This is a genomic window from Paenibacillus nicotianae (genome assembly GCF_042681745.1).
GTDB lineage: Bacteria > Bacillota > Bacilli > Paenibacillales > Paenibacillaceae > Saccharibacillus > Saccharibacillus nicotianae.
In genome coordinates, this window is the sequence record NZ_JBHUGF010000010.1 from 2436084 (window position 1) to 2449472 (window position 13389).

Annotated in this window: 12 protein-coding genes; 3 read left to right on the forward strand and 9 right to left on the reverse strand. The window is 38.9% G+C overall.

Annotated features, from left to right (window positions below):
- Window positions 1-117 precede the first annotated feature (117 nt).
- Window positions 118-309 (reverse strand): hypothetical protein, encoded by a 192-nt coding sequence (locus ACFSGI_RS14875; RefSeq protein ID WP_204824876.1) that lies wholly within the window; start codon window positions 307-309, stop codon window positions 118-120.
- Window positions 310-500: 191 nt separating this feature from the next.
- Here ACFSGI_RS14875 and ACFSGI_RS14880 point away from each other — a divergent pair, with 191 nt between their 5' ends.
- The 3 genes from ACFSGI_RS14880 (at window position 501) to hepT (ending at window position 1846) form a co-directional block, all read left to right on the forward strand.
- Window positions 501-938: a GNAT family N-acetyltransferase gene (locus ACFSGI_RS14880; protein WP_204824877.1), complete on the forward strand. Its 438-nt coding sequence runs from the start codon at window positions 501-503 to the stop codon at window positions 936-938.
- A gap of 96 nt (window positions 939-1034) precedes the next feature.
- Window positions 1035-1448: a type VII toxin-antitoxin system MntA family adenylyltransferase antitoxin gene (mntA, locus tag ACFSGI_RS14885; RefSeq protein ID WP_204824878.1), complete on the forward strand. Its 414-nt coding sequence runs from the start codon at window positions 1035-1037 to the stop codon at window positions 1446-1448.
- Window positions 1445-1846 carry a type VII toxin-antitoxin system HepT family RNase toxin gene (gene hepT, locus ACFSGI_RS14890; protein WP_204824879.1) on the forward strand — a complete coding sequence of 134 codons (402 nt, stop codon included), beginning with the start codon at window positions 1445-1447 and terminating at the stop codon, window positions 1844-1846. Before mntA ends, hepT begins: the two co-directional genes overlap by 4 nt.
- A 76-nt stretch (window positions 1847-1922) precedes the next feature.
- Here the strand turns inward: hepT and ACFSGI_RS14895 are convergent, their stop codons facing one another.
- From ACFSGI_RS14895 to ACFSGI_RS14930, 8 genes are all read right to left on the reverse strand, one after another.
- Window positions 1923-3464 carry a glycoside hydrolase family 32 protein gene (locus tag ACFSGI_RS14895; RefSeq protein WP_379283978.1) on the reverse strand — a complete coding sequence of 514 codons (1542 nt, stop codon included), beginning with the start codon at window positions 3462-3464 and terminating at the stop codon, window positions 1923-1925.
- A gap of 204 nt (window positions 3465-3668) precedes the next feature.
- On the reverse strand, window positions 3669-5183 hold the full coding sequence (locus ACFSGI_RS14900) for a glycoside hydrolase family 68 protein (RefSeq protein WP_204824880.1): 1515 nt from the start codon (window positions 5181-5183) through the stop codon (window positions 3669-3671).
- A 484-nt stretch (window positions 5184-5667) separates the two neighbouring features.
- Window positions 5668-6516 carry a PRD domain-containing protein gene (locus ACFSGI_RS14905; RefSeq protein ID WP_204824881.1) on the reverse strand — a complete coding sequence of 283 codons (849 nt, stop codon included), beginning with the start codon at window positions 6514-6516 and terminating at the stop codon, window positions 5668-5670.
- Window positions 6491-8044: a PTS transporter subunit EIIC gene (locus ACFSGI_RS14910; protein WP_204824882.1), complete on the reverse strand. Its 1554-nt coding sequence runs from the start codon at window positions 8042-8044 to the stop codon at window positions 6491-6493. Before ACFSGI_RS14910 ends, ACFSGI_RS14905 begins: the two co-directional genes overlap by 26 nt.
- A 298-nt stretch (window positions 8045-8342) precedes the next feature.
- Entirely contained in the window at window positions 8343-10106 is a 1764-nt protein-coding gene (locus ACFSGI_RS14915) for a glycoside hydrolase family 2 protein (protein ID WP_204824883.1), read from the reverse strand.
- 92 nt (window positions 10107-10198) lie between these two features.
- Window positions 10199-11011: a carbohydrate ABC transporter permease gene (locus ACFSGI_RS14920; protein ID WP_204824884.1), complete on the reverse strand. Its 813-nt coding sequence runs from the start codon at window positions 11009-11011 to the stop codon at window positions 10199-10201.
- A gap of 17 nt (window positions 11012-11028) precedes the next feature.
- On the reverse strand, window positions 11029-11913 hold the full coding sequence (locus ACFSGI_RS14925) for a carbohydrate ABC transporter permease (protein WP_204824885.1): 885 nt from the start codon (window positions 11911-11913) through the stop codon (window positions 11029-11031).
- A 103-nt stretch (window positions 11914-12016) separates the two neighbouring features.
- Window positions 12017-13309, reverse strand: coding sequence for an ABC transporter substrate-binding protein (locus ACFSGI_RS14930; RefSeq protein ID WP_204824886.1), 1293 nt, complete (start codon window positions 13307-13309; stop codon window positions 12017-12019).
- Window positions 13310-13389 lie beyond the last annotated feature (80 nt).

A 13389-nucleotide genomic window follows, 5' to 3' on the forward strand; every position in this document is an offset into this window, starting at 1 on the left:
TGCAAATTGGTAACCTGTATCTATGTATCATTATAATGTACAAAATAATGTACAAAAAAAGAACCTGACATGTAGATTCAGATTCTTCTGCTCAATGATATCGTAATCCGTTATCTATTAGCTTAACCATACACCTATCCCTACAACAGCAGCCAGTATCACGACGCCAATCAACAAATTCGTAGCTTCATATAGAAAAGAATACCCTTTATGTTCTCTGCTTTCTCGTTCTTTATGTTTAAATTGAGCGGCTCTTTGTGCATTTTCATCAAGTGGACGGTCTCCTAGATTATGAAACATCTCATTCATCTTATTCAACTCCTTCGTCTTTTCAATATTTTAACAGACTTTGTTAGAGGTTGTAAAATGGGGTGGTTTACATTTATATTCATTTCGTTAGAATATAAAGAAGTCTATTTACTTTCTTAATCTACAGATATAAGTAGAAGTAATGTAGAAGAAATATCAACATAAAACAAATACAAGGATGGGGTCTGGAAATGGAACTACTTATCAAGCAAGTCGAAAATGAATATGAATTGGATCATTGTCTGTTTATTCGCAAAGCCGTATTTGTTAATGAACAAGGCGTACCTTTAGACGAAGAATACGATGAGTGGGATAATGCAAGTACCACTATTCCACATATTATCGTGTATGATGGTGAGACACCTGTTGCGACTTCACGTCTACGTGTGGTTGAAGGTGTAGCCAAATTAGAACGCATCTGCGTTATGAAAGACTATCGTAAGTATGGTGTTGGCAAAATGCTGGTTGAACATATGGAACAATTAGCAAGAGAACAAGGGCTAACTCAAGCCAAATTAAATGGTCAGACACAAGCGGCTTCTTTTTATGAGCGCTTAGGATATGTGAAGTCTTCTGATATCTTTCTGGAATCAGATATTCCGCATGTCTTGTTCACCAAATCATTATAATAATAGATGATTATTCATACACATGAAATAGTCTGTAATTACACGTGATCTACTGACTATAAAATAAAACTTTACACGATAAAGGAGTTGTTGTAGTTGTCGATACGATCTTTGTCTCCAAAGCAACAACTCCTTATTGTGGAAGAGTTGTCTAGCCGATGTGAGGCTCATACAATTATCATTTTTGGTTCAGTTGCCAAAGGTACAATGAGACCTGAAAGTGATATCGATATTGCTTATTTGTCACGAGTTCGTCGATCAACATATCAACGATTTCGGATCGGACAACAATTAGCAGATTTGTTAGATCGAGATGTTGATTTGATAGATTTTCAAGAAAGTAGTACTGTATTTCAGATTCAGATCGCTACTACAGGAATAGTATTATATGAAGAAAATCCTTTACTGCGGCAACTGACATATATTCAAGCTTTTCGCGAATATGTGCTATTAAATGATAAACGCCAATCGATACTAGATCACTTTATGGAGAAAAGAGGCACGCTATGAATCAAGATATTTTACTTAACAAAACGGCTACGATTCGTCGCTGTGTTGCCCGGATTCATGAAGAATATGCCGGCGAAGAAGACAATTTATTCAACTATACCAAGCAGGATTCGATTATTTTGAATCTTCAACGGGCTTGTGAAGCTTGTCTTGATCTGGCGATACATATTATTTCTGAGCGTCATCTTGGAGTACCGCAGAGCAGTCGAGATGTGTTTGATCTGCTGTTTCGCAATGGATTATTGGATAAAGAATTGAATCAAAGTATCAAAGCGATGGTTGGGTTTCGTAATATCGCGATTCACGACTATCAAGGTGTACAGGTTGAAATTATTCAAGGGATTATCGAAGAACAATTGGATGATTTTGAAAAGTTTATTACTGCTATCAGCGCTTAAAAAGCCAACATAATCTGATCAAAAAAAACCGAACACTTTTGATTGAATACAGATTCAAAAGGTTCGGCTTGATTGATTATGAGTTAAATTGTCTTATGACTAGATTTTCAAAAACAGCTTTGCCACCCTCTGCAAATAGACTGATTCCTTGATCTTCTTTGTTCGGGAAAATCAGACTGGAATAGGCTACTGTACCATCATCGACAAAGACTTCAATACTATTTGTGTCCACTAATACTTTCAAATGAACTTTTTTCTTATCGGTATTGAATGCAGCCTTACTTTCCAGACTTTTTCCATTCGTATCGGGATGACCGGTGTATGCTCGATTCACATACGTATACTTCCCTTCTACAAATACTCCTACATCTACATGACGGCTTTTATCTGCCGATTCTCGTAGACGCAAGCCTACATTTTTCAAGTCAGACCATGAGATATCCGTATCTAACTGATAAGAAGCTCCACTTATATCGAGCGCTTGTGTACCTTCGACTTCTAGCCGTTGAACGGTCTTGGTAGAAGCAGGTAACTGACTGATCGCTCCAATTGGTTGTGAAGATAGACCATAGGATTGACCATTGAAACGAAGTCGTATTTTACGAACAATCGAATCCATCCCGTTAAATCCTTCTTTCATTGTCGGTGTATTGTTTACATAATCCCAGTTGTTCATCCATCCAAAAGCATAACGTTGTTCATAAGGATTAGAAGCTCCAGCAATATCAAATGTTACAGCCGCATACCAGTCAAATCCATGATCTAACCATTTCGGTTCTTGACGGTCAGCTATAAATTTTTTCCCGTTAAAACTTCCTGTCCAGTACGCATACGTATTTGGATTCCCTGCTCCGCGACCATTAGCGCTTGCACCCAGTACCCATTTATACGCTCCATTGGTTGCTTGCATCAAATACAGATCAGGGCATTCCAGTATACCTACATTTTCAGTAAGGAATCCACTGGTGTACGTCCACTTTTTCAAGTTAGTAGATGTGTAAAATCCGATCTTATTACCTTCAGCCATTAACATAATCCAGTGTTTGGAACGAGCATCCCATGTTATTTTGGGATCACGAAAATCAGCCGTTCCTGGATTCGATAAAATCGGTTTTTTCCCATACGGAGTAAATGTATTCCCTCCATTTTTGCTATACCATAAATACTGTTCTTGCGCTCCACCGTTAGCAGACGGTTGCGTGACAATCGCGATAAATGCATTTTTACCGAATCCAGCAGTATTGTTCGTATCGACAACGACAGAACCTGACCACGGATCACCGTTTTTATTTGTATATTTGGGAATGGCTACTCCATGATCTTGCCAGTGGATCAGATCGGTAGAAGTAGCATGACGCCATTCGGTGCCGTTTCCATTCGGATAATCTTTGTTATATAGGTAATAATAATGATACTTTCCTTTAAAATAAATAGGACGTTGCGGATCATTTTTCCATTTGTCTGGCACTGTAAAATGATAATCAGGGCGTTCATTACTGACTGATGTTGCATTTGTATGAGAAGCATTATAGTTAGCAAGACTGTTCTGAGTACTTCCTTTTGCGCTAGTCTGTGTAAAAAAGTAGAGTAAGGCACCTAATATAATACATCCGAACACACTGAGAACAACGAGTGTCCGGCGATATTTAGATACGTGGTTGCTGTTGTTCAAGTGAGCACCTCCATATATTAGTGTTTCCTTTTTGTGACTACATTTCAATCTACGGATAAAAGCAATAAAGGAAAAGAAAATGCCGCTATTCGGCGAACATTTTCTTTTCCTGTCTATCTATTGAATCTTCAAAACGTATAGATTAGAACTTTATTTGTTCGATGTTACTTGACCTTGCTCTAAAATGCTATTAGGAACAACTCTAGTCTCACTACCATTGATCTCAACTTCAAAGCTAGGAGCAAAAGTAGAATGATGATCTGTATAGAACCCTCTATTGGTCATATAGCTAGTAATCACGACTTTGTTGCCTTTTACCTGTGGAATCGCAAAGTGAGCATAGTTCCATGTAACATCACGTTTGTTCAAATCTTGATGCAATACCAGTCCACTACCATTTAGTGGTTTGTAAGGCCCATCAATCGAGTCAGCTACATATCCAAGCATATAGATATCTTCAGCATCAACACCATCGACAAACATTTTAGCACCGCGTGTATCGGTGAACAGATACCATTTGCCATCTTTTTCAAAAATGTTAGCACGTTCGATCTCATCGGTAACTGTGTTAGAAGCAATAAGTGGTTTCATTACTTTTTTAAGCGAATAATCATTATTCAATTCAATAATACCCAGTGCACCATTCGCAATTGTCATATAATTACGACTCGGGTTGTTCATCACTTTTTGGTATTCTGATTTGAAGAAATCGTCATCTCCACCATAGTAAGCTTTGTTCGAGAACATAGATTGACCTTGATATCCTGTTTCCGAACCTGTATTAGCTTCAAAGACTAGATATTTATGTCCATTGTCTTCTACATAATGCGGATCTCTTAATGTATGGTTATCTGAATAATCACCTGCACGGAACGCTTGATCAACCGTTTGATACATTTTGCCATCGCCGTCAAAAATAGACTTGAGGTCTTCTACACCATTGACCTGAAGTGTTCCATTTGAAGGTTCAGATACATTAATTTGAGCAGTCGTTAATGTTTGTTTACCGAAAAATCCTTTGTCTACATCCCAGGGTTGACGGTTAGTATAGAACAAACGCACTTTGCCGTCTTTGGTCATTGTCGCTGAACCTGACCATTCTTCCGATTGATTATTTAAGATCGTATCATTAGGTACCATTTTGTCGTTGTCTTTAAATACACGACCTGCATTTTTCCAAGCATCTAATGATTGGTCACCTGCTTTTTTGTAGAACAGATAGATAAAAGTATCTGACGATACTTTCGGATCACCAGCTAGACCAAAAACAACTTCATAACCGTTGTAGTTCGCTACAGTACCATCTGCATTTTGCAATGGCCATGTATCCCATACATCAAGGTCTATCGTATTGCCGTTCGCATCTTTACCTTTAGCAGAAGGAATATTACGAATCGTAGAAGCATCAAATTGAGGAACCTGATAGCGAGATTCTTTTTGTTGACTTGCTATTTTCAATGCATCAAAGCGTGTTAGATGTGTAAATCCATAAGTATCATTAAAAACAGATGACGGTGTTTCTACAACAGGTGGTGGTGGAGTAGGTTGTGTACCGTTACCATAATCAGATTCTGATCCACTTGCAAAAACAGAAGTTCCTCCTGTTAGCATTGTTGCTGCCATCATCATAACAGCTGTTTTTCTTGAGAAATTCTTGATTTTCATTGTGTTCTTCCTCTCTAATTTCAAATTGTGGCTGTTTTGGCGCACAAAAAAGACCTAAAAATCTCTCTGAAGAATAGACGACAATTGTCGTACGGATTCCTCACGGAGTTTTTTAGGTCTTGCCTGCTTTACCAGTAACACACCCGAATATGCTGTTGCTGACATTCATTCTATAGGGCAAATGCATAAGACACTATAGACTGAATGGATCAATTTGTAAAAAGAGAAAAAAGGATAATTCTGTAATTTTTCATTCATTTTCATTGTTTATGGTCTTATTTTCACTGTTTCAAAGTTTACATTTTTGTAATTTGTTATAAGCCGTTCATACTTTGTGCCTAGTTGATACTCAATTTCAATTTAATATAACTAACTATCGACTCGGGTCATTAGCCTAAATTATAAACTACTTTTCGTCTGGTTAGAAGTTTTTGTGCCATTATAAACTCTTTTTAACGTAATTAAAAAAGTGAGTTATCTTATATTAGCAGGAGTTATGACCCAGTCTTTCAAGTAAACGATTCACTTCAATCGTAATTAAGACACACTGACTCTCTGTAAAAGTATAATCATATTCATCTTCCATATTCTCTGCCATCTCTTCTACTTGTTCATATAACGTTTTATATTTCTCTACAGCTATTTGTATTAATTCACGATTAAGCTCACTTCCTGGCTGATCTTTTTCATATTCTTGAAGAATACTTTTCAGTTGGCTAATCAAGCGTTCATAATCGGCTGACTTGTGATTCAGTGGTTGATGTAACATATATTCAATATCTTTCACCATATCTTTGATCATCGCCGCCATACTTGTTGCTGTTTCTTGCGCTCCTGCGTTCATTCGTGCGGTGTGAATATGCATCGCAATATATCCCACTTCATCTTCAGGAATATCGATCTGCAAGTGCTTTGTAATCAATTGCTTGGCATGTAGCCCAATTTCAAACTCGGCAGGATACAGCAATCGAATCTCTTCTAATAAAGTATTATGAATAATCATGCCACTACGCAGACGTTCCAGAGCAAATGACAAATGATCTGTTAACGCGATATGAATATGTTCATTAAAAGAAACTTGTAGTTCTTGTTCTGCATACGAAATAATCTGTTCAGATACAGCGATCTCTTCTTCAGGCAACTTTTGTAGCATTTCTTGAAGATACCCGTAACGCTCCTGATCTTCTAACACAAATAGTTTTTCGATACGCCCGGTATCTACGATATCATTTTTCCCTTTTTCAAAAGAAATACCGCCACCCATAGCAATCTTTTCTTGTCCATGATCATCGACGACCACAGCATTATTATTGAGAATCTTTTTGATCTTCATAAGCTCCTCCTGTGAATTTACGAACAACGTTTGAGATATTATAGCGAAAAGCTGGTTTTTCTACCCCTAACAACAGAGTAGTCAAAAACGCAATTCCGGCTGATAACAAAAATCCTATCATATAATGAATAAAATTCAGTTCTCCAAAAGGAATAATATAGACTAGCATAGGAATCCCTGTTAATCCAAATGAGCTAGCTACCACATGATGAAGCCCTACATAAGCGCCTCCTACTGCTCCCCCTATAGCCGCACTCACAAATGGACGACCTAATTTGAGATTTACCCCGAGAGCTATCGGTTCTGTAATACCAAGAAAAGCAGTAATCGATCCTGATAATGCAACTTTTCTTAGTTCATGATTACGAGTCGCTAAATAGACAGCAAGCCCTGCCCCACCCTGTGCCATATTCGCCATCGACCAGATCGGCAACAGAAAATTAACACCGACATGAGGGTCTGAGATCAGTGCAATCTCTAGCGCTTGGATGCCTTGATGCAGACCAGTCAAAACAATCGTGCTATAAATGCCGCCTAGAATCAATCCGAACAACGTTCCTCCATACGTAAAGAGATATTCTAACCACTGACCTATCCATTCTCCAAGCCAGATCGCGACTGGACTAATCAATAAAATAGCCAGAGTACCACCTGTAATCAGACTGATCGCTGGAGCGAGAAGGGTAGATGCAGATGCTGGCAGAATACGACGTATTCCTTTTTCTATCCATGCCATCACCAGTGCCGCTAGAATAATCGGCATCATCGCGCCTTGATAACTAAATTGAGGTGCTACGAGTGTATTAACACCCTGGACAGTTGTATGCCCTATCAAGATCGCTAGATCCGGCTGAGACATGGCTATACCTAGAACTGCTCCGATCGCTGGAGTACCACCAAATCGTTTCACTGCATGATAACCGAATAATACACTGATCACTTGAAAAGCAGAACTTGTTAGCAATCCGAGTAATCGGAACCATACCGCATCTTCTGCTACCCAGCTAGAGGATTGGAGAATTGTGACAATGCCTAATAAAATACCTGCCGCTATAAACAGCGGTAATATAGGAATTAGAATATCTGAAAATACAGTTGCCACCTGCATAATACGTCCAGTTATTCCTCGTCTACGATATAGATTCTGTGATTCTGCTGACTGATCGACTTGCGTTGTAGTATTGGATTGATCTTCTATAGATGGTTGGTCATCGGCTGATTGTTCATGTTGACGAAGCAAAATATTCATTTTCCGATGTAATTTGTAGACAAGTTCAGGGCCGACAATAATCTGTAATTGCCCGGGTAGTCTATTGATATTTTGTACTTGTTTGATCTGTTGCAGTTCCGCTACATTGATTTGATGATCATTTTTCAATTTCAAGCGGATACGTGTTGTACAGTGTATCACTTCTACCAGATTATCAGGCCCACCGGATAAATAGATAAGATGTCGAGCAAGCTCTTCGGTCGGGTTGCCCTGCGCATATCGTTTACGAGAAGATGGCAGATTTTTTTGATCTGACAACACTATTCCTCCTTTATCGGGTTGAATCCAGAACGAATGAATCTACTTATTTTTTATGATAAAGTAGCTTTGAAATATCATGAAATTTTCATAAGCGTTATAAAGTAACAACTTTGTAGTATAGGGTAGTTTGTGAATTAAGACAATCTTTTGCATCAATTATTCAAACGATGATAACGATATTAGAAGATAATAGATTGGATGGCATGCAAAAAAAGTGTTGCTAGATACCTTAAGACCAATATAGTCAGGTATACAGCAACACTTGGGTCTACTTACGATAAAGTATGATATATATTTATGATAAGTTCATAACGATACGGCGAATATCTTCGAGTGGAACTTTGGGCTTACGATCATAAGTGACCAGACCGTTGATCTCCTGTTCTACATCGGTTAGCTGGGTATAACAGAATCCTTGAACTATCGGAGAACGATGCAATGGACGAATAACGGCTGCTAGACGTTGTAGATAATCTTCATCATTGTCTGCTCCTGAATACCCCCAACCTTCCCAATCGCTTTTTTTATAAGCAATCCCGCCAAATTCGGTGATCAAAATAGGTTGCCCTTGATACGTTGCTCCACCGACAAAAATCTCACGATTCCCAGGCAGACTATGTACCGCATTTTCAACCGAAGCATAGCGTTGATCCAACACTTCTTCTTGCCATGCATAATCATGAATCGCTACCAGATCAGTGTCCATCATTTCCCAGCCATCATTATAGATCACAGGGCGAGTATCATCTAAAGACTTGGTCAAATGATACAGAGTCAGTCCATGCTGTTGTTGACGCTGATCGTTTTTCACATTAGGAATGCCCCAACTCTCATTCATCGGTACCCAGACCACAATCGACGGATGATTATAATCACGCTCAAGCACTTCTTGCCATTCATGTGTAAAGCGGCGTACATATTCTTCCGAGTAATTATACGCATTAGCGGCTTCTCCCCATACAAGCAGACCTTTACGATCACACCAGTACAAAAAGCGCGGATCTTCCATTTTCTGATGCTTGCGCACTCCATTAAAGCCCATAGCTTGTGTTAATTCGATATCTTGAATAAAAGCTTCGTCAGATGGTGCAGTTAAGATTCCATCGGGGAAATACCCTTGATCAAGTACGAGACGCAGAAAATAAGGACGATTATTCAAATGTATCTTTCCATTTTCGATCGAAATTTTACGCATCCCAAAGTAAGATTGAACACGATCAATAACAATGTCCTGTTCTACTAACTCTAGCTGAATATCGTATAAATGTGGCTTTTCCGGTGACCACCAGCGTCCAAGTTCATGATCGTTAAAATCGTGCAAACCAATCGAACGTGTATGTTCGGTATGAGTCACTACAAGTTCATCCTGTGCTACAAATTCACCTTCAAATGTAATCGTTAATCTTGTACGTAATTCTTTTTGTAATGTAACCGAAGAGTAAAATAAACGCACTTTGATTTCATTATGGTCAATATCAGCAGTAAATTTAGCTTTGCAAATATGAGCAGGGTCAACCGCTTCAAGCCATACCGTCTGCCAGATGCCTGTAGTACGTGTGTAGAAAATACTAGCAGAATCTTCTTTCCAGTACTGCTTGCCTCGCGGTAACGTCACATCTTGACTGTAATCTTCTACACGCAACACAATTTCATTGCCATCCTCTTCTAACAGTTCGGTAATATCCGCTTGAAAAGGAGTATGTCCACCTTCATGAAATGCCGCCCATTTTCCATTAATCCAGACCGTTGCTGTATAATCCACCGCTCCAAAATGTAAAATCGTGCGCTTGCCTTTCCAATCTGAAGGAATTTCTATCGATTTGCGATACCAGACCAGATCATGAAATCCAGTATCCCCGATACCACTTAGCTCACTTTGAAATGTAAATGGCACTTGAATACTCTGATCGAACACAGCTTGTTGATCCAGATGCCATTTCTGTTGATCACCGACACGCTCATCGTCAAATGCAAATTCCCATGTTCCATTTAGATTGATCCAGTCTGCTCGTTCAAATTGTGGTCTTGGATATTCAGATCGAGTTGTTGTTGCAGTCATTATTGTTATTCCTCCTTATAAGTAGTAAGCGCGTATATCCTATTACTTCACATCTATTTATATTCATAAAATACATCCTACAAATACTGAATTTATAACTCTTTGCCACCTGTAAAAGCAATTCCTTTAATAATCTGCTTTTGGAAAATCAAAAATACAATTAACACCGGAATCGCTGCCAGCGCATTAGCCGTCATTGGAAGTGCATACTGTTGTACATAAGAACTCTGGAACATCGGCAATCCTAATGTAATCGTCATATACGCTTTGTCCGAAATCGAGATCAGCGGCCATACATAATCATTCCATGCACCGATAAAGCTAAAAATACCTAAAGCCGCCAATGCCGGACGAGACAATGGCAAAAAGATGCTGTACCAGACTTTGAAAAATCCTGCTCCATCGATTCGAGCTGCTTCTTCAAGGTCTTTTGGTAATCCATCAAAAAATTGCTTGAGAATAAAAATTCCCATCGGCCCGGCAACAGCAGGCAAAATAAGTGAAGTCCGTGTGCCAAGCAGATCTAAATCTCTCATAAAAAGATACAACGGAATCAATGTCGCTTCTGCTGGAATCATCAGTCCAGATAAAAATAACAAAAACATAAATTTGCTACCTGGAAATGTAATTCGAGAAAATGCATAAGCTGCCATCGAAGATAAGATCAGTACCAGAGCTGTAGTGATCACAGACACCATTAGGCTGTTCCCCATCCAACCAAAGATCGGAGCCTGACTTAATACTTTCTGATAGTTCGCCAAAGAAAAATGAAATCCATTTCCAAATACATTTTGTCCTTCTGGCGTCAACGATAACGCTAACATCCAGACGACAGGAATCAGAAAAAATATAGCAAGGACTACGGCTACAATACGAATAAAATAATAATAGATACGATCCATCATGTATGACTCTCTCCTTTCTAAGATTCCAGTCTCCGCAAAATAAAGGTCTGTACTAAAGAGATCACCAGAATAACGAGCATAAGCACAAAAGCAATCGCCGACGCATATCCCATCTGAAATGTCTGAAATCCATTTTCATAAATCGAGAATACGACCGTTTTGGTTGCTCCTGCTGGTCCTCCGCCTGTAATCAATTTGGATTGACCGAAAATTTTGAAAGAAGCTATCGTCTGAAGCACAATCACCAGTATTGTAATACGTGATAACGATGGCAATGTGATATACCAGAATGTCTGCCAGCGGTTTGCTCCTTCAATCTGCCCTGCTTCATAAAAGGAAGCTGGAATATCTTGAAGCCCTGCTAGAAACAAAATAAAAACAAATCCTACAGTCCACCAGATCGTAGACATAATAATTGCCGCCCAGGCTAGCGTCGGTTGTGATAACCAAAAAATCTCTTCATGAATAAGCCCGACTGCCCGCAAAATCTGATTAAACAATCCAGTATACGGCTGTAAAAAAATCACCCAAATGCTAGAGATAACCGAAACAGATAATACATATGGCATAAAAACAGAGATACGGAAAAAAGATTGTCCACGACGTATCCCATGAACCAGAATAGCTAACAATAGCCCGATTCCGCTGACTAATGGCACACTGATTATTGTAAATACTATGGTATGCATTAAATTACTGCGAAATTCTTCATCCGCTATAAGATTGGTATAGTTTTGAAATCCTACAAATACTTTATCCCCAAGCAAAGACCAGTCATAAAAGCTGATCCGTAATCCGTATAAGATCGGAAATAAAGAAAATAGGACAAAGAAAATTGTATATGGCAAAATCATTAATATGCCTGTTATCCATCCTTGATGTGCTAAAGACTTGGTGCCCATAATCGTCTACTCCTTTCCAAAGTAAGATCAAACAAAAGAAGCGGTATGATCTTGATGTCGCTCCGCTTCTTTTGTTATTTCTTATGGATCTATCATGATCTCTTTATTTGCCGGTAATTTTGTTAGTCGAAGCATCTGCTTTTTGAAGTGTAGTCGCTGGATCTTGCTGACCTGCTAACATTTTCTCAAATTCTTTCACTACATTATCGTTGACCTGTCCTTGTTTTTCGTTACGAGGCCAGTATTTTACAAAGTCAGCCGATTGAGCATAATCGCTACGATACGGCATATCTTTAAATTCTTTAGAATCCAATACTTTGGTGACACTTGGAATATGCCCTGCTTTTGCCCACATATCGCCATGCTCTGCTAACCAATTTGCAAATGTTAATGCAGCTTGTTGTTTGGCTGGATCTTCCTGACTGTGTTTGGGCAAAGCTAATGTATGCGAATCACCCCATGTGGCAGGTTGATCATAGATTTGTGGCATCGGTACAACAGCAAAGTCTAATCCTTTGATATTTTCAAATGAACCTGTACTCCATACTCCTGTAATCAATACAGCCGCCCGTTGATCTTGAAATAATTTCACTGCATCATTTACATTCGGCGGAATTAATTTGGACGTATACAAGCTGTTAACGTATTCTAATGCTTGCTTGGCTTGTGGATTGTTAAGCTCTGCTTTGCCATTGTCATCATAGAACTTACCACCACCGGTTAACTGGTTATAGAATCCCCAGAACATCCAGTAAGCATCTATCCGTACGCTAGGCTGTGCTAATGGAGCTACATCTGCTGGAACAGCATCTTTAATTTTGGTCAAAAAAGCAGTGAATCCTTCTGGTGATGGATCGTATACCGGTTTGCCATCTTTCAGTACACCTGCTTTTTCCAAATAAGTCTTGTTGTAATACATAACGATTGCATGAGTATCAAGTGGGATAGAGTAATGTTTGCCATCATAGATAGTAGATTCTAGAATAGTAGGATTAAATTCATCCCAGTTCACTTTGGAACCTGCGGCAAGATCATCAAGTGGTGTCACATAACCAGCAGGTACAAATTGAGGCATCCGCGAAGAGTGTAATACCGCTAGATCAGGTGCTTGATCTGAAGCTAACGAGGTTTGTAATTTGGTATAATAATCTTCTGAACGGTTACTAAGCTGTTCGACTTGAATATCTGGATTTTCCTGATTGAACTTATCGACCATAGCAGTCATAAATTCTCCATCTCCGCCACTAAAAGGTGTCCAGAATGAGATTTGTGTTTTGCCACCTGTTTTACCACTTTCCGAACTACTGGCAGGTGCGCTACCTCCAGCACAAGCAGATAGGATCAACATCGCCACCATCAATATACATGCGGCTTGAATACCTTTTGTTTTTCTCATCAATAGAACCCCCTTATCGAATAACTAAATATGTGCGTTTTTTAGATAACGCTTACATTTAAAATCTTAATTCATTCTAT